This is a genomic window from Acinetobacter sp. P1332 (assembly GCF_044057475.1).
GTDB classification, from domain to species: domain Bacteria; phylum Pseudomonadota; class Gammaproteobacteria; order Pseudomonadales; family Moraxellaceae; genus Acinetobacter; species Acinetobacter johnsonii.
Genome location: NZ_CP171157.1, coordinates 362,203 through 383,167 on the forward strand (window position 1 = coordinate 362,203; position 20,965 = coordinate 383,167).

A 20,965-nucleotide genomic window follows, 5' to 3' on the forward strand; every position below is an offset into this window, starting at 1 on the left:
ATCGTGATGCGCTTTTTTATGGCTGAAGGAACTGAATTACATTTACTAAATAGTGTAATAGCCCTAAAAAAGGCATGATGGACTGATAAATAATGAATTTTGGGTGGGATTTATGTTGCGTCTTATTTTAGCTTTAGCCGTATGTGTGGGATTATTGTCAGGTTGTGCGACGACCAAAGAGTTAGTGAATAAAGTCGGTTCGTCAGATACGCCGTTGGCTCAGGTACTTAAAGAGCGTCCAGATTTGCGTAATGAGTTGGCTACGGTTGAAATCCGTCAGTACTTTAATACAGTTGAGTCTCCGACTGCGGCAGAAGTCAAAGTGACTGAAACAGGTTTGTTAGATGATTCAGTAAAGTCGGTGCGTACCGTGTATAACTTTAAGTTGGTCGATGGCGACTGGGAAAAAACTGCGACGAAAACCTCTTACCAGTGTGCGCGCGGTAAAAATACCAAAAACTTCCAAACAGCAAAATGCTCATAATAAATCTTTGATTTATGGTTGATTTTTATTCAGTTTAGTTATAAAAATATGTAAGCTTATATTTTTATTGAGAATAAAATGCTGGAAGAAATTCAAATTACAAGCAATGAATTGATTATTGGTTTGGTTGGGGCTGTAGGAAGCAGTCTTATACCCCTAACAAATATCACCAAAAGCTTACTAGAAGAAAAATTTAAATATGAAGTAGAAGTTATTAAAGTTTCAAAAAATATTTTGGCTAAACATTTTCCTGAAGGACATAGTTTTAATAACACCTTCGAACGAATTTCTCAATTCATGGATAAGGGAAATGAATTAAGATTTGAAGATCATGATTTTATTGCCTTACAAGTGACAAAGGAAATTCATCAACGAAGACAAGAATGGGCTAAAATCAACTCTGGAAAAAATACGAATCAAAGACGTGTGGCCTATATTGTTGATTCTTTAAAACATGAAGATGAAATTAAAGCATTACGTCAAATATATACAAATGGTTTTTTTCAACTTTCCTTATATGAATCAAAAACAGCGCGAATTAATTCCTTAGTTCATGAACATGGAATTAGTGAAGATAAAGCCACTCAACTAATTGAAAGAGATGAGGGTGAAAAAAATGCTTATGGACAGCATACAAGAGAGGCCTTTCATTTAGCAGATTACTTTTTAAAATTTGATTCGAATCACAACGAGTTAAAAGAAGCCTGTTTTAGATTCTTAAGTATAGTTTTCCAAAATCCTTATATAACACCAACATTCAATGAATTTGCAACATATATGTCTTTTACAGCTAGTGTTCGATCTGCTGATTTATCTAGACAAGTTGGTGCAGTTGTTGCTAAAGATAAAAATATTTTAGCAATAGGTTCGAATGATGTTCCTAAGTTTAAAGGTGGGACATATTGGCCTTATTTTGATGAAAGTACAGGACGAGTTGAAGATTTTGAAAACGGGAGAGATTTCAAAGTTGGTGAAGATGCTAATACAAAAGAAAAAAATAAAATTATTAATGAAGTCCTTGAAAGTATAACCGCAGTTATTGAGAAATCAGTAGATTCTGAACGTGTACAAAATATAACAACTGAAATCGAGAGTGCACTAAAAAATAGTAAAATTAAAGATATTACAGAATATGGTAGGGTGGTACATGCAGAGATGGATGCGCTATTAAGCTGTAGTCGAACCAATATTTCAACTTTAGGTGCAACTTTGTTTGTAACAACATTCCCTTGTCATAATTGTGCAAAGCATATACTTGCGGCTGGGATTGAAAAAGTTATTTTTGTTGAGCCTTACCCAAAAAGTAAAGCAATTGATATGCATAAAGAAGCAATAACACAAAAATGGGAGACGACTGAGCATGAAACAAAAAATAAATTGATTTTTGAGCCCTTTGTTGGGGTTGGGGCTAGAAGCTTTGTGAATTTATTTTCAATGTCTTTAGGCGTTGGGCAAAAATTAAAAAGAAAAGGTTCAGATGGTAAAATCTTAGTTTGGAATTCAGAAAGTGCTGTTTTAAGAATGCCATTACAAACACTTTCTTATAGAGATTTAGAATTAAAAATTATTGATAAATTAAAATGAAAACCCTTGCCTTTATTCACTCAGAAAGTACACGTACGGCTGTAGGCGACTTCGCCCCAGTCATCTCCGTGTTTTCACACTATGAACTGGGAAATTCGGTTTCACCTTTTCTATTGCTGGATCATATAGGCCCGAGTTATTTACGGCCAACTCGCTTAAAAAAGGGCGTGAGTGAACATCCGCATCGTGGCTTTGAAACCGTAACCATTGTTTATCAAGGTGAACTTGCCCATCAGGACTCTACAGGCAGTGGTGGTGTGATTGGGGCAGGGGATGTACAGTGGATGACGGCAGGGGCAGGAGTACTGCACGAAGAAGTGTTTAGTGAGGCATTTTCCAAAACAGGTGGGGCATTTGAAATGATCCAATTGTGGATCAACCTACCTGCTAAAGATAAAATGAATTCTGCACGTTATCAGCACTTAAGTCATGAAGCCTTTCCAGAACTTGAGTTGGCGCAAGCTCAAGGAACGGTCAGGGTGATTGCAGGGACGTATGAAAACCAGACAGGGCCTGCTCAAACGCATAGCCCTATGACCGTGTTGGATGTTCAGCTTACAGCGGGTACGAAAACAGTTTTACCTGCATTGGAAGGTGAGACGACACTGCTGTATATCCGTAGTGGTCGTCTTCAGCTCAATAGCGGAGAAATGATAGAAGCACAGCAGATGGCAGTCATGTCTAATCATGGTGAGCATCTCGAAATACAAGCGGTACAAGACAGCGCTTTTTTATTACTCAGTGGGCAGCCTTTAAATGAACCGATTTATGGACGCGGTTATTTTGTCATGAACACCTTCACCGAAGTTTTACAGGCGTATGAGGACTTAAAACAAGGGCATTTTATTGCGCCTAATACAAAACCAAATGCGACAGATGAAACTTAAAAAAGTAACAATACAAACAGATGCAACACTGCTAAAATAGCTTAACTGAGCTTTGTCAGTGTCACCGCTCAGTCTATTTTAATAACACCTTTTCTAAAAACGCTTTGTGAATACAGCGTAAAACCAGTGTGCATTTCTCGCACCCATACATTTTTTATTCAATTTTACAGTGCTTGCCATTGGGCTTAGTCGTCTCTCCCTCTAACTGACTTTGCTCAGGCTTGTACGCATTTTATATGTAGATAACAATGCAAAACGTACAAACTTTAAAGTTAAGCCGTGCCACATTGATGTTTCCTTTGGCATTGGTTTTATTCGAATTTTCGGTCTATATCGGTAACGATTTAGTCCAGCCTGCTATGCTCGCGATTACCCAAGACTTTGGAGTAAGCAGTGCGTGGGCACCATCCTCTATGTCCTTTTACTTACTGGGCGGTGCTTGTGTCGCGTGGCTGCTTGGACCACTCTCAGACCGTTTAGGCCGTAAAAAAGTGTTGCTCGCAGGTGTGGCATTTTTCGTGCTGACCTGCCTCGCGATTTTACTCACTCAAAACATTGAGTCTTTTTTGGCGCTCCGCTTTTTACAAGGCGTGGGGCTATCGATGATTTCTGCTGTGGGTTATGCCGCAGTACAGGAAAGTTTTGAAGAACGTGATGCCATTAAAGTCATGGCACTCATGGCCAATATTTCTTTGTTGGCACCGCTGCTTGGTCCCGTTGTGGGCGCATTTATGATTGACCATGTGTCATGGCATTGGGGCTTTATTGGCATCGCCTTTTTGGCTTTTTTAAGTTGGTTTGGTTTAAAAACCAAAATGCCTGCGACACAGCAGCGTCATTCTAAAAAGCCGCTGCGCTATATTTGGGATGACTATAAAACGGTCTATAAAAATAAGACCTTTTTGGCGCTCACCTTTGGCCTACCCATGGTCGCCATGCCTTTGATGCTGTGGATTGCGCTGTCGCCTGTGATCCTGGTGGAAGAACTTGGCTTGAGCAGTATGCAATACGGCTTGGCACAGTTCCCCGTCTTGGGCGGTCTCATTCTGGGCAACATTGTATTGATTAAAGTCATCGACAAAATGGCACTCGGTAAAACTGTGTTACTCGGTTTGCCTTTAATGTTCGTCGGTACGCTGTTGGTGGTGCTCGGCACCATTTTCCAAAGCTACTTCTTGCCGTTACTGATTGTGGGGATGACTTTGGTGAGCTTTGGCGAAGGCATTAGTTTTTCGGTGTTATATCGCTTTGCGTTGATGTCATCGGAAGTGTCCAAAGGAACAGTTGCAGCAGCCGTTTCGGTACTGATGATGTTTACGTTCTTCTTCGTGATTGAACTGGTGCGTATGGCTTATGTGGAATTTGGTCTTTGGGCTTATAGTTTGGTCTGCCTGATATTGATTGCACTTTGGTTTAGCTTTCCACGTGCGACCGTGAAAAAAGTGATGCAAAAACGTCTTGAGCGTGGTGTTTACTAAGATTTTATTCGCTGAATTCAGCGAAGTTCACATCATAAAAAAAGCGCGCATTCATTTGAATGGGCACTTTTTTATTACTGGCTTTAAAAAATATTTTTTACAGCCAGTTTTTAAACTCAGGCTTCAGCTTGCTCAGGTTCTAATTTTTTAATTTTGGCATCAAAAACAAAAGGGCCAAAAGGTAAGATTGAAGCGATCAAACCTAAAATAAACATCTTCAAAGACCATTTTTGCTTTTCACAGACTACAAACAGCACAATTAAAAACAAGATAAATAATACGCCATGCCCCATACCCACGTATTTGACTAGGATCGGGTTATCAAAGATGTATTTCATTGGCATCGCAATGAATAACAACAGTAAAAAAGAAATCCCTTCTAAAAATCCTACAACACGTAATGTTTGAATGTTCATGGTCAAAAAATCTATGAGAATGAAGCTCGAGTGTACGCAAGAACCAGATAAAAATGAACCACAATACACCCGTACATCATGAACCATTTAAAGATCGTCGTTGTGTCATCTGTTTTATTTAATGTCTCGGGCCAGTAGTTCAGTTTTTAACTTCAGCAATTCAGGCAAGGTTTCCAGTAGTAGACTGATTTGTTTGAGGACCAAGTGTAAATTCGGACTCATTGTTTCTTGCGCATTTAGGCGTTTAATCTCTGCCAGTTTCTGCTGGATATCGAGTTCAGGTAATGCCTGCTGATGGAGCAGTACATGATTAAGGGTATTTTGACACCACAGCATGAGTTCCAGCACTTGCGTATCCTGCACCAATTCTCGGTGGCTTCCTAAAGCAGAAATATAACTGAGTTGACTGTGGCTATATACCAAGTAGCGAAAAGCATGATGTACCAGTTCTGGGTTTGGATTGGGCTCGGTACTGAGACTGGAGATCATGTTCGCCAGTTCGGTTTGGGCATTATGCGCAGTACGTCGTGCACTGCGATAAGCCAGACTATTATTTTTGCCGTGTTGATATTGCTCACAGATGGCATTGAAATAGTTGAGGGTTGCATCGGATGCTTTTTTAATGGTGTTGGAAATATTGCGGAAGTCCCAATCGGGCCAAATAAAACTCACTGCAAACCAAGCAATGGCACAGCCAATGAGGGTGTCTATAATTCGCGGTAAAATAATGGCATAGCCTGCACCTTTTAAATTAAAAATCAGCAGCACCATGAGTGTTGCCATCAGGGTTGCCATGGCATATTTCTTGGAACTGAGATAGAAAAAGCACACGCCAAAAATAATGGTTAGTAGCAGTTGTCCTTCAATACTCGGCACAAAATACAGCAGCGGAATCCCTAAAAAAACGCCCAAAATTGTGCCTAAGGTTCGCATTTTTAAGCGGCTTTTGGTGGCGAAATAACGCATTTGGCAAACGAATAAACTGGTGAGCAAAATCCAATAGCCATGTTGCGCAAAGGGCAGAAGCGAGATGCCATAACCTACAGCAAAGACAAAGCCGATACGCACCGCATGTCGAAACAGTGCGGATTGGGGGGTGAGATGTTGACTGAGTTTGAGCCACAGATCATGCCAATCATGAATATCATCATCATATAAGTTGAGGTTATCAATATGCTGTTGATAACGCTGTTCTTGGCGCGATTGTAGTTCGTTGAGGTGCTGAAAACGTTCATGCACACTGTCCAAATTATTTAAAATCAGTTGTAGATTTTTGACTTCAATATTGTGTGGATGATCTCGAATCCAGTCCTGCATGGAACTGTGTAAATTCAGCAACGCCTGAGTGGTCGTTGGATCGGATACATAGGTTTGATTGGCTAAGATACATCGTGCCAAAGCCTGACAGGCAAGGGCTTGCAGCCGAATATTTTTTTGAATACGAAAAATGAGGTCAGTACGGCTAAAGTTTTGATGTAACTGCTCATAGTGTAGATAATTAGAGCTGGCTTGTTCATGAATGTCTTGAACGAGAAAGTAGAGGTTGAGCCAATAAATTGTATTTTGGTTGGCGCGAGACGCTTTTAGTCGCGTCAGTAGTGAACTTTTGGTGTGGTTAAAACTTTGCACCACAGTACTGTTTTGTAAGGATAAATCGTAGAGCAGCGCTTCTACATTGTCTCGATTGTCTGGGTCGAATAGACGTGCTTTTGCGTTGAGCAAATCGGCAACTTGGTTAAAACAGCGGGCTAAGTTGTCCTGAACGGCCAAGGTGGGTTTAAGAATATAAAACACAATGGCAGTACAGCCATACCACAATACCCCTAAGACAAAACAACTGGGTTGAAAGTACCACACCGAATATTCACCTAGGCCAAACATGTTGTATAGGGAAAGTAGAATGGTGCCAAAGCTCATCGCTGCATAGCGTTGCCCCAGTGCCCCCAGTAAAATAAAACAAGCACTAGACAGTGATAAATATAAGATGAAGAAGAATTTATAAGGATGTAAAAAATCTAAAATGCTACTAACACTAAAGAACAAGATACAGACATAGGCAAGGTTTCTGAGACGAATGCTGAGTCGGTCGTCGAAGTCAGTCAAGGCCGTTGCAATTGCGCCTAATGTGGTCGGAACGATGAGCTGTTGCAGTCCTAAAAAATACAAACCTAAGGTTGTGCCACTCAGCACAATCAAAATTTGCAAGCAATACATAAAAATTGCATTGGACTGAAAGGACTGAAACCACTGACGAAGATTGTTCACGATGTAATAGTCTAGGCTTAGTTTTATTTTGGTTTTAGCCTGAACTTTTTTCAGGGCACTGTCAATTTAATGCGGTGCTCCATTGTATGAAAAATTCACCTATGACAATAATAATGCAGCAGAGCATGGCTCCGCTGCATTGTGTATAAGTCGAAACTTATCCACATGTGCGAGGGGAAAACACTGCTTTATTCACAGTGCAGGGGACAATAGACTTATTTAATTACGCCACACGCAATACGGTCACCGCCACCGCCAAGTGGTTTAGGGGTGTCTGAATAGTTATCACCACCTGCATGTACCATCACCGCTAAGCCCTCAACGTCAGCTAAACTTAAGCGAGGAGCGAGTAAATTGACTTTTGCATTACCTGCCGAGTCGACATTCAAGATCGGTAAATCACCCATATGGCCATTCAGTGGTGTGCCGTGGTTTGGTGCTTTTTCTGGGTTAAAGTGTCCGCCAGCGGCTAAAGCAGCCACAGGTTTTCCTTCTTTTTCAGCCACATCACACGAACCTTTTTCATGGATATGAAAACCGTGTGGGCCGGGTGGAAGTTGAGTCAAATTGGTTTGAATCGCTAAACCAACAGGGCTATCAATAAAACGAATGGTGCCAATTTTTTGTGCTACACCTGCAGTTGAAACAGCGTGTACATCGACGTCTTTGACCATCGTATTGGTTTCAGTGGGTGTAGTGGTACATGCCACAGTCCCTAAACCGATTAAAGTCACAAGTGCGCTTAGTTTGAAAGCAGAAGACAACATGTTGGATCCTTTTTTCCTTAAAATTCAGAACCATTCAAACAAAGGCAGGGCTTCGGTTCAATGTTGTCCGTAGAGTGTTTTTGTATCTGATATAAAAAAACGCATACTTTCGAGGAAAGTATGCGTTCAAGTCATTTCACTGAACTTATTTTTTGGGCGTATCTAAAGGCTCTTCAGGTGGATCATAAGCCAAAGTTGCTTTCGGCATCATTAGGGGTTCATTCACTTGTTCATGTAGCCATTCGCGCCAAATGGCTAACAGTACTGCTAGAATCACGGGGCCGACAAATAAGCCGACCATACCAAAGCTGGCTAAACCACCCAATACACCAAACATGATCAGTAAGAACGGAATTTGCGTTGCACCTGAGATCACCAATGGGCGAATCACATTGTCTGCTGTGCTGACCACACAAACCCCCCATACCATCACTCCAATCGCTTCAATAGTCTGCCCTTGAGAGAATAACCATAAAGACACGGCACTATATGCCACAGGAGGGCCAAAAGGAATGAGTGCAAAGATAAAGGTTACAATGGTCAGTACCATTGGGTTTGGGACACCAGCAACAAAATAGCTTAGGCCTGCCAAGAGTGCTTGCGCAATTGCAGTCAGACCAACCCCATAGACCACAGCACGTGTTGTTTCAGAAATGGTGTCTAAATAGTGGTGGATACGTGGGCCAATCACCATCTCCAGCGCTTTACTGACCTGATTTAAAATGGTCTGGCCGTCACGATAGAAGAAGAATAACGACATCACCGCAAAACAGAGTTTAAAAATATTTTTACTGATTTCACTCAGCACCAAACGACCATAATTTAAATGGCTTTGAAACCAGCCTGAGACATTTTGTACAATACTGTTCGGATCGGTGTTGATTTCTTTTAAAGTACGGGTGACTTCTTTACCAATAATGGGCAAGTCCCGAATAAATTGAGGGACATCTAAATGACCTGAGAACACTTGTCTTTGCAGTTCATAAAACAGATTACGGCCTTCATGTTGCAGCATAAAAATGGCAAAGGTCAGCGGGATACCGACAACTAACACCACCATACTGATCATGATGGTGGCGCTTAAGGTTGGACGCGGTCCACAGAGTTTCTGTACTGAGTGATATAAAGGCCAAGTGATGTAGGCAATAATCGCAGCCCAAAGCACAGGTACAATAAAGTATTTCAGGACTTGAAAGCTCAAATAGAACAGAATAAAAATCAGTCCAAATAACAATACTTTTTGTAAGGCTGGTGCGTATCGTTGCACGGTATTCACTGCTATATCTCTAAGGTCAAAGTCATATTAACTGAAAAAAATGCGCACGAGAACGTACCCTTGGTAAGTTCTCGTGAATAACCGACTATAAATAGGGAATAGTCCCGTTTTATCTATAGCAAAATATTTTAGAACCAAGCACTTGGGTCATCGATAATGGCGTTGAGCAGCGGTTGCCATTGGCTTTGAATGGAGAGGTAATTCTTTTGTGTTTTATCAAATACACTTAAACCTTGCATTGCCAATTGGCCATACGCGGTACGTTCTGAAATCCATGCTACAGGTTGCTGTTCAATTTTCGCAAAAAAATCTTGGATGTCTTTGGCACTGGCACTATTGGCCTTGACCCGATTGGCCAAAAGCAAAATTTGTACTTTGCCTTTACGAATGCGTTTAATGTCTTGTAAATGCTTTAAAAAACGACGGGTACTGTCAATATCAAAAAACGAGGGTTGCAGTGGGGTCACAATCGCATGCGCTTCACTGACCAGCTGTTCGGCATGCTCACCAGACAGCGCACCCGGCGCATCGATAATTAAATATTCAATATTTTTAGGTACGTCACCTATCGATTTCTCATGGCGCCAATCTAAACTTTGAATATGCGCCACTTGCTCTGGACGCTGTTTTAACCACTGACGAGCAGATTTTTGATTATCGGCATCGGCCAAAGCCACTTTATAACCTTTTTGTGCGAGTGCCGAAGCTAAATTGATTGCGGTTATCGTTTTGCCACAGCCACCTTTTTGGTTGGCGATTAATATCGTTTTCATGACCTTAAATGATTTTATTCTGCTCACCCCTAGCATATCATTCTTTTGTGTGTCGCATATGGCACCAAACCAAAGTTGTAAGTTTAAATCTTGCTACCTGTAGCATAAAATTAGGAAAGAACCATGTCCATATGGATGGCAATGTTGATCGGTGCAGCAATTGGTGTGGTCTTGACCACTCTTATTTTAAGTCACAGCCGAAATGGACGCATCAAAGCAGAATATGAGCGCTATATTGCCGAATTAGAACTAGAGCATCAGCAGGCTTTGGCTCAAGCACAAAAGCGCAGTGTCAATACCAGTCGTGCAGTGCTCAAAGGTAAAATGGCAGAGCAACTGGCACCGATTATGCCCCAGTTTGAATACTTACCTAGTGATGCCAAGTTTTTGGGTGATCCTGTCGACTATGTGGTCTTTGATGGTTATACCGACCTGCGTGATGGTGAGGGAAGAGCAGAAGATATTGAAATTGTTCTCATTGATATTAAAAGCGGTGGGGCGAGGTTAACCAAAGGACAAGTTGCCATTGCGCAAGCGATTCAAGCAGGGCGGGTTCGTTTTGAAACGGTCCGCATCGACTTTGATACGATCGAATAAGCTTGATAATGTCTACCCATGAAGGCATTTCTTTATATAGAGCAGATGTTTTCTACATGACTATCATGATCCATCGCTTGAGTGTGGCTTTTGAGCACGTGCAAAAAACATCAGTTGTCCGAGTTTCGGAATACCTTCGGCATAAAAGTAGTGTTGTTCTATCAAATTAAAACCTGCTGCTTTTAAGGCCTGTTCAATGTTTCGATTGAGATGGCAACCATCGGCTAAACGCTTTTGCACAGGCGTGAGTAAGTGTTGTAGGCGCTGAATATAAAGGTTATTTGTATTTAATACATGCTCCACCACATGTAAGGTGCCACCCGGTTTGAGCACGCGTAATATTTCTGCCAAAGCCTGTTCTAGCTCAGCAATACTACACAGTGTCCATGTACTGACTACGTGCTCAAGGCTCTGGTCAGCAAAAGGCAGCTTTTCCGCACGGGCTTGTACATGATGCACTTCAAATGCTGTTGCTTGTACCCGCTCTAAAGCCAAATGATAAATTTCAGGACTGGGTTCAAGGGCAAAGACAGTATCGAGATTTTGATAAAAGGGTAGATTTAGCCCTGTACCAAAACCAATTTCCAATACCTCTCCCTGAATCGGCAAAAGCAGTTCGCGGCGCTTGTCCATTAAGCTTGGTACTTGCATGACCTGATTCAGGACATGTGGAAAGATGTGTTGTTGATAGTATTTATAAAGCATAATTGTTTTTTGGGGCTCTGTTCTTCAGCTCTAGCCTAACTGAAAAGTGCTGTGGCTAAAAGTAGACTGCATAATTCGTTCACAATGTTACTAAGTTCATAAGCTTCTTTTCAGGAAACTGGATTAAGATGAAATTGGTTCGTATTTTCCTAGGTCGATGGGAATGAAGTTTGCAATGAAATCTAAATTTATCCTGCTCGGTTTACTCAGCAGTTTGCTGTTGCCCATTAGTACAAGTGCCACTGTGGATTACAACATTGCCAAAGGTTTAGCGCCGACCTCTAAAGATCAATCGATTTCGGTATTGAAACCGTTTAAAGGTGATTTTCGAATTTTAGGTTCTAAAATGTATTCGGATGATGCACAAGCTAAATTCTCTCCGATTGACTACGCCGTAAGTTGGGGCTTATTTGCTGAACCTGAAATTGCACGCCATATTACCGTGAATCAATACGACCGTTATCTCAACTGGAAAATCGATCGTTTGCCTGTGCCTGCTGAGCAAGCCATGCAAATGGTGTCGAATATGCACATTATTCCAGCCAACCCAGAAATTGCTAAACAAATTAAACACGTGAAACGTGGTGATTTGGTTCGTTTAAAAGGCGAGTTGGTTGAAATTAAAGACAAAGATATGGTCTGGACCTCATCCTTAACCCCGACCGATACGGGTGATGGTGCGTGTGAAGTGTTTCGGGTCAGCTCAATCCAATGGATCGAACGCGTAAAGGGGTAATGTGGAAGTAGCGCTGAGTTACTTCATCGTGCTGTTTTAATGTTTTATAGCTGATTAACACCCATATGAAGTCTTGCTCCACGTGAAACCTATTGGTCAAATCTGTGGATGCTTATAGGTGTATCAATGTTAATAGTGTTTATAACTATCTGATAATAAAATTAATCTTGTATTTGTTTAAAACCACGTTCAAGTTGCTTGAACGTGGTTTTTTATCTTTATTTTGCAGTTAATGCCGTACCTTCAAATTCAATACCATCCCAACCACTCAACATGAACTGACGAATATTTTGATGATCTGTTGCATCGGGTGTCGCTAAAACAGAAGCATAGTGTTCTGCAAATAGGTTTAAAGTTTGCGCTTGATCGAGACCATGAAGCTGTGCAAACGAAAACACTTTTGCGCTGCCTTGGTTTTCAGTTGCCGCATTGTGCTGCAAACCATTTTTAAATGCAGTTGGTGTATGTGTATAGGCTGCTTCAATAAAAGTCAATACATCTGAAAATTTTGCTTCGCCCGCTGCAAGCTGAGCCAATAGTACCTGTGCCATGCGTCTATTTCCGACTAAATTTATGTCCACATCATACCCAAAAATTGCATGTTTGGGAGTTTTTGCCTGAGAGAAAACCTTCTGTTTTGCATGAAGAACCCGTGCTAGTGATTTTGGGAATCTATGTTGTATTGGTCATAGAACACACTAGGATGAAGTAAAGATATTCGGTGATGCTGGGTTCAATATCCCATGTAAAGCATGTGTGTGTTCGAATGCGGATGTTTACTTTTGAAAGTTAGACAAGAAGATATGTAGGGGGGCAACAACCGATGTTGAAAAACCTTGAAGTACGAGGATTGATTCAGGTTTAATAGCATTATAGTTGATGAACTGTGGATAACTTTGGATTTATCCATACCGCATTTTGTAAAGAATAGGATAGGTCAATGAATTGGATCTTGGTGGCAATGGGGGGAGGAATAGGTGCCTGTTTACGCTACGGTGCAGGATTATGGTTGTTTAAACCGAGTATGAGTTTTCCATGGCCGACATGGTGGATCAACATCATCGGTTGTTTTGCTGCGGGTATTTTCTTTGCATTCAGCCAGAAGTTTCCAGTACTCCAACAAGAAGCGCGTTTATTTTTGATGGTGGGCATATTGGGCGGTTTTACGACATTTTCGAGTTTTGGCCTCGAAACTTTTCAGTTATTTAGACAGGGACAAACTGTCCTAGCGTTGAGCTATGCGCTGTCGAGTTTAGTGGTGGGTGTCATCGTGCTTGGGATTGGATTTTATCTGTTAGATAGTTTGCTTAAACATTAAGAAAAATGCTGGTCAAAATCAGAACCAGAAAAGAACGCATAAAAAAGAAGCCTAAGCTGGAGGAGGTCTTAGGCTTCTTGATATCTTTACTATAACGCGTATAGCTTAAAGAAAAATGAAATTATTGTGAGCGTTTGAAACGCGCGAAACGTTTATTGAAGCTTGCAACACGACCTTCATTACTGGTTTGACGTTGTTCGCCCGTATAAAACGGATGTGAAGCACTTGAGATATCTAAACTGACGTAAGGATAGGTCTTGCCTTCATACTCACGAGTTTGATGACTTTGTAAGGTACTACCGATCACGAAAAACGCGTCGGCATTGGTGTCGTGGAACAGGACTTCACGATACTCTCGATGAATATTGGCACGCATAGACTTCTCCTTAAATGTATTATTTTGAAATGTTATAATATAACATTTAAGAAGTCAAAATAAACCCCGTGACTTTATGTAACTGGGTTTATTGAGTTGTAGCGATTTTATCGTGCCCGCAGTTCTTATTTAGGCAGGAGGTGGCACCAACTCTTCAAATAGATCATTGAGGTTGTCGTGCACTTTGAGATGAATCAGGTTCCAATAATGCCCTGAGACTGTGCGATTGACCATTAGTGTATCGGGTGAGGGTTTAAATACATCCCAGTATTTTAGCGATGGTTTGACCAGTTCAATACCATCATGATGCGCTGAGTTCTCAGCAAAGTCATACAAAGTGGTCAGTGGACGCATGAGCACTTCTAACCATGCTTCATACAGTTCGGCAGGGAACTTGCCTTGCTCAGACATAGAGTGCAAAGCAGTCAGTTGCTGTTCCATGGCCAAGATATCACTGTCGCGCGCTGCTTGAATCAGCTGCTTAAAATGCATCACGATTTCAGTCGATAGGGTTTTTACACCGCCGTAGTCATACACGATCACGCTACCATCTTCTCGGAAAGCAAAGTTGCCTGGATGTGGGTCGCAGTGGAAGCGCTTTAAGAAGAAAATCTCACGGCCAATAGCACGAAATAAACGACGCCCCAGTTCATTGCGTGTATCTTGTGACCATTTACTGGCAGTTTCAATGCTTTCGCCGTGCTCCAAGCTTAAGGTCAAAATATGACGGCTTGAATAGTCTTTGTAGACTTGAGGAATAATAATTTTAGAGTCTAAAGCTTGATGAAAGGTTCTTGCGACCTCTAAGTTTTGGGCTTCTATTTGATAGTTCAGTTCGTTGTCTAAACTGTCCTGAATTTCTTTAAAGAGTTGATCTTGCAGCTTACGGTCAATTTTGAGCACACCCATCAAGCGAAGCGCTAAACGGACTTGTTTTAAGTCACTTTCACAGGCTTCTTCTACACCCGGATATTGAACTTTAACCACAACCTGTTCACCACTCGGTAAAGTGGCTTTATGCACTTGACCAATGGAGGCTGCGGCAAAGGGTTGTTCATCAAAGGCGGTAAATATTTGATTGAGCGGTTTGCCGAGTTCTTTTTCAACTTGAGCTTTGATCTCTTGAAAAGGCATCGCAGGCGCTTGGCGTTGTAATTTACTAATTGCACGTGCCACTTCAGGCGGAAAAATGTCTTTGTATTGAGATGCAATTTGCCCGACTTTCATCACGGCACCTTTCATTTCACCTAAGGTGTCTGCAATTTGAAGTCCAATGTCCTGAAAAAGCTGACTGCGCGCCGCATTTTTTTTATCTTCATCGGCATTGAAGTTTTTAATTGAATTGGTCACAGTTTTGGTTGCGATACTTGCCGTCATGCTGGCAAGTTTCATAAAGCGACGACCGGGCGTACGAGTCGTATTTGCCATGCGATATTCCTCGGGGCATCTTCATTACATCTCAGATTTGATCATAGGCGACAAATGCAAAACTGCCTACTTTAAATTGTTAAGCTGATGTTTCTATTTAAATAATAGTGGTCAATTGAGTGAATTGCACACAAGATGTCGCTGCATTTAAAAATCGCGTTACACTGTGCGAAAAAATTTGAGTAAGAAATAAATGAAAGTTTATCGTTATTTTACAGGCAAGGACGATGTGCATTTTTGTGCGCGTGTCACCCAAGCACTGAATGAAGGTTATAGCCTGTATGGTTCACCCACCATGACCTTTAATGGTAGTGAGGTGATCGTGGGGCAGGTGGTGGTTAAAGACGTTGAGGATGAGAGTGAAGTGCCACAAGGTCTGAAAGACGCTTTGGCACAACAGTAGAACAGCGGGAATAGGAGAAGAGTCTGGCTCCTTCCTATTCCATGCCATGCATGACTTATGGATAGTCCTGACTGAGGCGTTTATTGTTGTTATAAAGACGGAGCAAGAGCAGGGCACACGCCACGCTTAAACCGACAATCAGTCCAATCCAAACACCTGCTGCACCTATGTTGGTGTAGCGCGCCAAATAAATGCTGACTGGGAAAGCCACGATCCAATAGGCAACCATGGTAATCCACATTGGGCCTTTGGTGTCTTGCATGCCGCGTAAGCAGCCTGCGGCACTAATTTGCCAAGCGTCCATCAGCTGGTAGGCGAGTGCGAACAGCAGTAAATACATCGCAACTTCTGATACTTCATGATCAGAGGTATAAATTGCCACAATTTCAGGACGAAACAGTGCAATCAGCAGCATGGTCATCAGCGCCAAAACTGTGCCTGTAGCCAGTCCGAGTTTTTGCACCTTTCGCATAGCCTCCCAGTTTTTTTCGCCATAGTAAGTCCCGACACGAATAGTCAGGGCGATGGCAAGAGACATCGGAATCATAAACAACTGAGAGGTGACCGACATTGCAATCTGATGCGCCGCTACAATGGTTTCACCCAATGGACTCAGAATAATCGCAGCGGTACTAAAAATACTGACTTCGAAGAAAATAGCTAAGCCAATAGGTAAACCAAGTTTTAAAATACGTTCGATCCAGTAGCGATCCATCTTCTCCCAAGTGCTAAAAACTTGAGTTTTTTGATATGCCGAGGCTTTAAAAATATAAGTGGCCAAGGTGAAAAACATGATCCATTGTAAAATAGCAGTGGCAAATCCGCAGCCTGCTGAACCGAGCGCTGGAATCGGGCCGAAACCATACATAAAGACAAAGTTCAGTGGAACCAAAAGAACCAAGGCTGCTAAGCTAATCACAGTGACAGGGCGCGGATGACCAAGTGCCTCAGAATATCCACGCAGTGCCGCATACATAGTCACCGCAGGCATGCCAAAGCCAATGGCATGTAAAAATAGGCTGGCTTTAGGTAGTAAGTTTGCAGGTACACCCATGAGTGGCAGTAAGAGAGGCATGCTTTGTAAAATTAAACCCGCAATGCTCCCCAAAATAAAGGCCACCCACAGGGATTGACGAGCAATAGTGGCGATTTTTTCAGGGGTGCGTGCGCCATTGGCTTCTGCCACCAACGGCGTTGTCGCAATCATGATGCCACTGAATAGCAACATCACTGGTATCCATAAACCGACACCGACGGCAATCGAGGCTAAATCAGTAGGAGATAAATGTCCCGCCATGATGGTATCAATTAACCCGAGACCCGCTTGAGAAAACTGCGTGATCAGGATGGGCAGCATTAACACCAATAACTTTTTTAATTCGAAACGATGGGACGTGATTTTACTTGTAGTCGACACAAAAATTACTCATATTCATCATGTGCTTGGTCTAAATAAATTCAGCGTTGTAAAGTGAGAAGCACACCAATAAAAATTACGACGCCACCAAGTAAACGCTGCCAATTGACAGGGGTTTTTTCGGTACCAAGTAGACCATAGTGGTCAAAAATCATCGAGGTCAGGATTTGTCCAAAAATAACCAAACCTGAAAACGTGAGAAAGCCTAATTTAGGCGCAGTATAGATGCTTATACTGATGGCATAAACCCCTAAGCAACCACCGAGCCATAAGTACCATGGAATATTGGAAAAATCATGTAACTGCGGTTTGTCCACAGGTTGGAGTACAACCAAAAGTGCTAAAACGCAGGTTCCAATGAAGAAGGATAACAATGCGGCTTGTAGTGGAGAGTAAAAATATTCTCTGAGCTGTGTATTCAGCGCCGTTTGAAAAGTCATAGCAATGCCAATACCAAAGGCCAGTGGTAGCATAAACAGCAAGTGGCTCGATATTTTCATCATTTTAAACCATTCATTCTTCTTGTCTTTTTATCAGTCTAATCCAAATAGACACAGATTTCATAAGTGTCTTGATGCAGTCATGTTAAAATATGCAAGATTACCGCTGTGCTTTAGAGTCTCTTCCTTGACTGATTTACATCCTGCAAATATTCCGTTGTCTTTATATATTCACATGCCGTGGTGTGTGCGTAAGTGTCCCTATTGCGACTTTAACTCGCATGCGGTGCCAGATGGCAAACTGTCTTTAGATCTAGAGCAAGAATATTTACATGCTTTGGTGGAAGACTTTAAAACTCAACTCGAGTTTGCTCAAGGGCGTCATATTCATAGTGTGTTTATTGGCGGCGGAACGCCGTCTTTGATTTCAGCGCAAGGGTATCAATGGTTATTTGCCCAGTTAAAAGCACTACTGCCTTTTGAGGTGGATTGTGAAATTACCTTAGAAGCCAATCCAGGTACAGTCGAACATGATCCTTTTGCCGATTATTTGGCGGTTGGTATCAATCGGTTATCGATAGGGGTTCAAAGTTTTAATACTGAACATTTAACCAAATTGGGACGAATTCACAGCAATACCGATGCGATTTCTGCGATTGACCTTGCGCGTGATGCAGGCTTTAAACGCATTAATGTCGACCTGATGCATGGTTTACCTGAGCAAACTTTAGAACAAGCTTTACTGGATTTAAAGCTGGCCGTGGACAATGGTGCAACCCATATTTCATGGTATCAACTCACGATTGAACCGAATACCGTGTTCTTTAGAACCAAGCCTGTCTTACCTGTGGACGATGTGCTTGAAGAGATTCAAGCCCAAGGTGAAGCTTATTTAAAAGCGCAGGGTTTTATCAATTATGAAGTTTCGGCATGGCGTAAAGAGCAGCCTTCCGCGCATAATTTGAATTATTGGCAGTTTGGCGACTATTTAGCAATTGGGGCTGGTGCACATGCCAAAGTGACCCAGCCAGATGGGGTTTATCGGTTCCAAAAAACTCGTTTACCCAAAGACTATTTGGCGAAAGTCCCTGCGGAGCATGTACAGTTTAAGCGAATTGAAGCCGACGAACTTCCATTTGAATTTATGATGAATGCTTTGCGTTTAAATGATGGGGTTGCAGCTGAATATTATGCGCAGCGTACAGGTTTGAATCTGGATAGTTTGGCTGAAACGTTAGACTCACTACGCAGTCGAAAATTAATGGTGGATGATGCCATGCGCTTAGCATGTACCGAGCAAGGGCATGTATTTTTAAACTCAGTGTTGGAAGAATTTATCTAAGTTTTATAAAGCCATGCTTGTGTGAGTTGCCATCATGGCTTGAGTGAAGATCTCAAGCCAATTTTTTAACTTGGATGATTACTTAAATGGCATTCGATCAAGCCAAGAATTCCAATTAGTATAACCATCATCAAAGCCGATATATTTCAACATCACCAGTGGGACTAGCATACTGAAATTAGCATAATATTCTGACATTTCGAGTTTTATATATGTTCCATTTATATTTGGCTCACATTCCAATTTTCCATTATGAAATAAAGCATTGCGTAAATGGGTATATGTGGAAACGGATTGTGTTAAATTTTTGACATTGTCTTGAGATATATCAAAGTTATATGGCTTAAGAAATTTTGCAATAGGAGTGGAGACATTCTTTGAATCATAATCATCAAGATGATATCGACTTAATGATTCTAATGCAGAAAAAAGCAGATAATAATTTACATCAATGAAGCTCTCACTGCCTCTAAACGGCTCTATAGATTTAAAAAAAGCACTACGAAAAACTCCTTGGTTTTGGTCAGACTCTTTCAATTTATTGAGAGCTTTTTGTATACAATCTTTTCTAGATTCAGGGCTAACTGTATCTCTTAAAATCAAAGACCCAATACCATTTAATCGCCCAATAAAAGTAATTTTTAAGGGATAGTCTTGATCTAATGTTTGATCGGTTTCATGCGGGCGTAAGGGATGGGTAATAATCACATTCTTTTGATCAATAAAAGATAAGATACCCTGTAAATCAAAAATTAAAGTGTGTTGATTTAAAATTTGATTTTCATCTATTTCAAGAAATCCCGTTAAATGATAATGATCTCGATCTGCGGCTAATTTTTTAACTTCTCTATGGTTTTGAGAGCGTGGGATCAGTTTGAAACCCTTTAATTCAGCAGTTTTTGTAATTTCATATCCGTAGATACCATAAGTGATCATTGATTAATCCTGAGTATTTTTAGATTTTTATGGAAGTCTTAAAATTTATAATAAGATGAATTCTATTTAATTTGTACGAATTAGCTTACATCAATTCCCGCTTTTTGCGCCTATACGCCTGCATGTAAGTTTTTTAATATAGAACCATAGAGAGCAGGATGCTCCAATAGAATAACAATAAAGATCAGCTCAAGGACGAAGGTATGACTCCTGTCGTACCTCAGCACTTAATACGAAAAACCCCGACAGGATGTCGGGGGTTTTTATTGTCCAAATGTTTATCTTGTCATATAGGCAAGCTTATATTTACATCTTAAAACAGAGCCACGTTGAAACTTTGTTATGCTGAATAAATGAGCTGTGGTACAGAACTCTAGGTTTCGTAAAACTGAAAATAACCAAGCAATAATAAAGGAGAATCAGCATGGCACAGACCAGCCAAGACCGTAATCCAAGCCCTGATTTAGCTGAAGATAATGCGTTTTTTCCATCACCTTATTCACTTTCCCAATATACCGCCAGTAAAACCGACTTCGATGGAACTGACTATCCAACACCCTATATTGGGCATAAAAAAGTTTTGATGGTCGCAAGCGATGAGCGTTATCTACTGATGAAAAATGGCAAGTTCTTCTCCACAGGCAACCACCCAGTAGAAACTTTACTGCCTATGTATCATTTAGACCGCGCGGGCTTTGACATTGATATTGCGACGTTATCCGGCAATCCAGTTAAACTTGAAATGTGGGCGATGCCCCATGAAGATGCTGTTGTGCCTGCAACATTCCAAAAATACTTAGCCCAATTTAAGAAACCTTTAAAACTGGCAGATGTACTGAAAAACAGTTTAGGTGATGACTCTCCCTATTTGGCTGTCCTTATTCCCGGTGGGCATGGTGCTTTAATTGGTCTACCTGACAGTGAAGACTTAAAAACCTTACTGAAGTGGGCGGTGGCAAAAGATAAATTTGTCATTTCGCTGTGTCATGGGCCAGCAGGCTTATTGGCTGCCGCATTTAATGAAGCCCCTGAAAATTATATTTTTAAAGGGTACAAAATGTGTGTTTTCCCTGATGCACTCGATCAAGGGACCAACTTAGAAATTGGCTATATGCCGGGGGAGTTACCATGGTTACTGGCAGATCGCTTAGAAAAGTTGGGTGTTGAAGTGGTCAATAAAGAGATGTCGGGACAGTGTATTCAAGACCGTAAGCTAATTACAGGAGATAGTCCTTTGGCATCGAATACCTTGGGTAAAATGGCAGCACAAGCGCTTTTGGCCGAGGTTCAGTAATTATTGTTTTCTGAAATCAAGAGCGCCGTGGCGCTCTTTTTTA

General features: G+C 41.4%; 22 protein-coding genes. 10 read left to right on the forward strand and 12 right to left on the reverse strand.

Features of this window, described 5'->3' with window-relative positions:
* Positions 1 to 112 precede the first annotated feature (112 nt).
* The 4 genes from ACFN7Z_RS01665 (at position 113) to ACFN7Z_RS01680 (ending at position 4,433) form a co-directional block, all read left to right on the forward strand.
* Positions 113 to 484 carry a hypothetical protein gene (locus ACFN7Z_RS01665; RefSeq protein ID WP_395442513.1) on the forward strand — a complete coding sequence of 124 codons (372 nt, stop codon included), beginning with the start codon at positions 113 to 115 and terminating at the stop codon, positions 482 to 484.
* A gap of 78 nt (positions 485 to 562) precedes the next feature.
* Entirely contained in the window at positions 563 to 2,068 is a 1,506-nt protein-coding gene (locus ACFN7Z_RS01670; RefSeq protein WP_395442515.1) for an anti-phage dCTP deaminase, read from the forward strand.
* Positions 2,065 to 2,955, forward strand: a complete 891-nt coding sequence (locus tag ACFN7Z_RS01675) for a pirin family protein (protein WP_395442517.1) — start codon at positions 2,065 to 2,067, stop codon at positions 2,953 to 2,955. Before ACFN7Z_RS01670 ends, ACFN7Z_RS01675 begins: the two co-directional genes overlap by 4 nt.
* A 248-nt stretch (positions 2,956 to 3,203) precedes the next feature.
* On the forward strand, positions 3,204 to 4,433 hold the full coding sequence (locus ACFN7Z_RS01680) for an MFS transporter (RefSeq protein ID WP_395442519.1): 1,230 nt from the start codon (positions 3,204 to 3,206) through the stop codon (positions 4,431 to 4,433).
* 116 nt (positions 4,434 to 4,549) lie between these two features.
* Here ACFN7Z_RS01680 and ACFN7Z_RS01685 read toward each other — a convergent pair whose 3' ends face one another.
* From ACFN7Z_RS01685 to ACFN7Z_RS01705, 5 genes are all read right to left on the reverse strand, one after another.
* Entirely contained in the window at positions 4,550 to 4,849 is a 300-nt protein-coding gene (locus tag ACFN7Z_RS01685) for a DUF3817 domain-containing protein (RefSeq protein WP_087527333.1), read from the reverse strand.
* A gap of 114 nt (positions 4,850 to 4,963) precedes the next feature.
* Positions 4,964 to 7,114, reverse strand: a complete 2,151-nt coding sequence (gene yccS, locus ACFN7Z_RS01690; RefSeq protein WP_395442521.1) for a YccS family putative transporter — start codon at positions 7,112 to 7,114, stop codon at positions 4,964 to 4,966.
* 215 nt (positions 7,115 to 7,329) lie between these two features.
* Positions 7,330 to 7,881, reverse strand: coding sequence for a superoxide dismutase [Cu-Zn] SodC (gene sodC / locus ACFN7Z_RS01695; protein WP_279681700.1), 552 nt, complete (start codon positions 7,879 to 7,881; stop codon positions 7,330 to 7,332).
* A 145-nt stretch (positions 7,882 to 8,026) separates the two neighbouring features.
* Entirely contained in the window at positions 8,027 to 9,148 is a 1,122-nt protein-coding gene (locus tag ACFN7Z_RS01700) for an AI-2E family transporter (RefSeq protein ID WP_168158788.1), read from the reverse strand.
* A 137-nt stretch (positions 9,149 to 9,285) separates the two neighbouring features.
* On the reverse strand, positions 9,286 to 9,930 hold the full coding sequence (locus ACFN7Z_RS01705) for a ParA family protein (protein WP_395442524.1): 645 nt from the start codon (positions 9,928 to 9,930) through the stop codon (positions 9,286 to 9,288).
* Between the two features lie 123 nt (positions 9,931 to 10,053).
* Between ACFN7Z_RS01705 and ACFN7Z_RS01710 the strand changes: the two genes are divergently transcribed.
* Entirely contained in the window at positions 10,054 to 10,527 is a 474-nt protein-coding gene (locus ACFN7Z_RS01710; RefSeq protein WP_004691414.1) for a Holliday junction resolvase-like protein, read from the forward strand.
* Positions 10,528 to 10,590: 63 nt separating this feature from the next.
* Here the strand turns inward: ACFN7Z_RS01710 and ACFN7Z_RS01715 are convergent, their stop codons facing one another.
* Positions 10,591 to 11,232: a class I SAM-dependent methyltransferase gene (locus tag ACFN7Z_RS01715; protein WP_395442526.1), complete on the reverse strand. Its 642-nt coding sequence runs from the start codon at positions 11,230 to 11,232 to the stop codon at positions 10,591 to 10,593.
* Between the two features lie 175 nt (positions 11,233 to 11,407).
* On the opposite strand from ACFN7Z_RS01715, the gene ACFN7Z_RS01720 reads away from it, so the two are divergent.
* A complete protein-coding gene (locus tag ACFN7Z_RS01720; RefSeq protein WP_130235338.1) occupies positions 11,408 to 11,968 on the forward strand; it encodes a hypothetical protein in 561 nt (186 codons plus the stop codon).
* A 218-nt stretch (positions 11,969 to 12,186) separates the two neighbouring features.
* Here ACFN7Z_RS01720 and ACFN7Z_RS01725 read toward each other — a convergent pair whose 3' ends face one another.
* Positions 12,187 to 12,519: a HopJ type III effector protein gene (locus ACFN7Z_RS01725; RefSeq protein ID WP_395442529.1), complete on the reverse strand. Its 333-nt coding sequence runs from the start codon at positions 12,517 to 12,519 to the stop codon at positions 12,187 to 12,189.
* A gap of 389 nt (positions 12,520 to 12,908) precedes the next feature.
* Here ACFN7Z_RS01725 and crcB point away from each other — a divergent pair, with 389 nt between their 5' ends.
* The gene (gene crcB, locus ACFN7Z_RS01730) at positions 12,909 to 13,286 is read left to right on the forward strand and encodes a fluoride efflux transporter CrcB (RefSeq protein WP_125273549.1); all 378 of its coding nucleotides are present in this window, start codon (positions 12,909 to 12,911) and stop codon (positions 13,284 to 13,286) included.
* Between the two features lie 121 nt (positions 13,287 to 13,407).
* On the opposite strand, the gene ACFN7Z_RS01735 is transcribed toward crcB, so the two are convergent.
* Positions 13,408 to 13,662 (reverse strand): type B 50S ribosomal protein L31, encoded by a 255-nt coding sequence (locus ACFN7Z_RS01735; protein WP_395442531.1) that lies wholly within the window; start codon positions 13,660 to 13,662, stop codon positions 13,408 to 13,410.
* A gap of 129 nt (positions 13,663 to 13,791) precedes the next feature.
* Positions 13,792 to 15,090, reverse strand: a complete 1,299-nt coding sequence (locus ACFN7Z_RS01740) for an ABC1 kinase family protein (protein ID WP_395442533.1) — start codon at positions 15,088 to 15,090, stop codon at positions 13,792 to 13,794.
* Positions 15,091 to 15,283: 193 nt separating this feature from the next.
* On the opposite strand from ACFN7Z_RS01740, the gene ACFN7Z_RS01745 reads away from it, so the two are divergent.
* Positions 15,284 to 15,493 (forward strand): DUF1737 domain-containing protein, encoded by a 210-nt coding sequence (locus ACFN7Z_RS01745; RefSeq protein WP_005401312.1) that lies wholly within the window; start codon positions 15,284 to 15,286, stop codon positions 15,491 to 15,493.
* 55 nt (positions 15,494 to 15,548) lie between these two features.
* On the opposite strand, the gene ACFN7Z_RS01750 is transcribed toward ACFN7Z_RS01745, so the two are convergent.
* Both ACFN7Z_RS01750 and ACFN7Z_RS01755 read right to left on the reverse strand, forming a co-directional pair.
* Positions 15,549 to 16,850: an MATE family efflux transporter gene (locus ACFN7Z_RS01750; RefSeq protein WP_080632284.1), complete on the reverse strand. Its 1,302-nt coding sequence runs from the start codon at positions 16,848 to 16,850 to the stop codon at positions 15,549 to 15,551.
* A gap of 101 nt (positions 16,851 to 16,951) precedes the next feature.
* Positions 16,952 to 17,413, reverse strand: coding sequence for a DMT family transporter (locus ACFN7Z_RS01755; RefSeq protein ID WP_005401310.1), 462 nt, complete (start codon positions 17,411 to 17,413; stop codon positions 16,952 to 16,954).
* A gap of 124 nt (positions 17,414 to 17,537) precedes the next feature.
* Here ACFN7Z_RS01755 and hemW point away from each other — a divergent pair, with 124 nt between their 5' ends.
* Positions 17,538 to 18,692: a radical SAM family heme chaperone HemW gene (gene hemW, locus ACFN7Z_RS01760; RefSeq protein ID WP_005401309.1), complete on the forward strand. Its 1,155-nt coding sequence runs from the start codon at positions 17,538 to 17,540 to the stop codon at positions 18,690 to 18,692.
* A 78-nt stretch (positions 18,693 to 18,770) separates the two neighbouring features.
* On the opposite strand, the gene ACFN7Z_RS01765 is transcribed toward hemW, so the two are convergent.
* Complete coding sequence (locus ACFN7Z_RS01765) at positions 18,771 to 19,628, reverse strand: hypothetical protein (RefSeq protein ID WP_078389972.1); 858 nt, start codon at positions 19,626 to 19,628, stop codon at positions 18,771 to 18,773.
* Between the two features lie 424 nt (positions 19,629 to 20,052).
* On the opposite strand from ACFN7Z_RS01765, the gene hchA reads away from it, so the two are divergent.
* On the forward strand, positions 20,053 to 20,922 hold the full coding sequence (hchA, locus tag ACFN7Z_RS01770) for a glyoxalase III HchA (protein WP_078389971.1): 870 nt from the start codon (positions 20,053 to 20,055) through the stop codon (positions 20,920 to 20,922).
* Positions 20,923 to 20,965 lie beyond the last annotated feature (43 nt).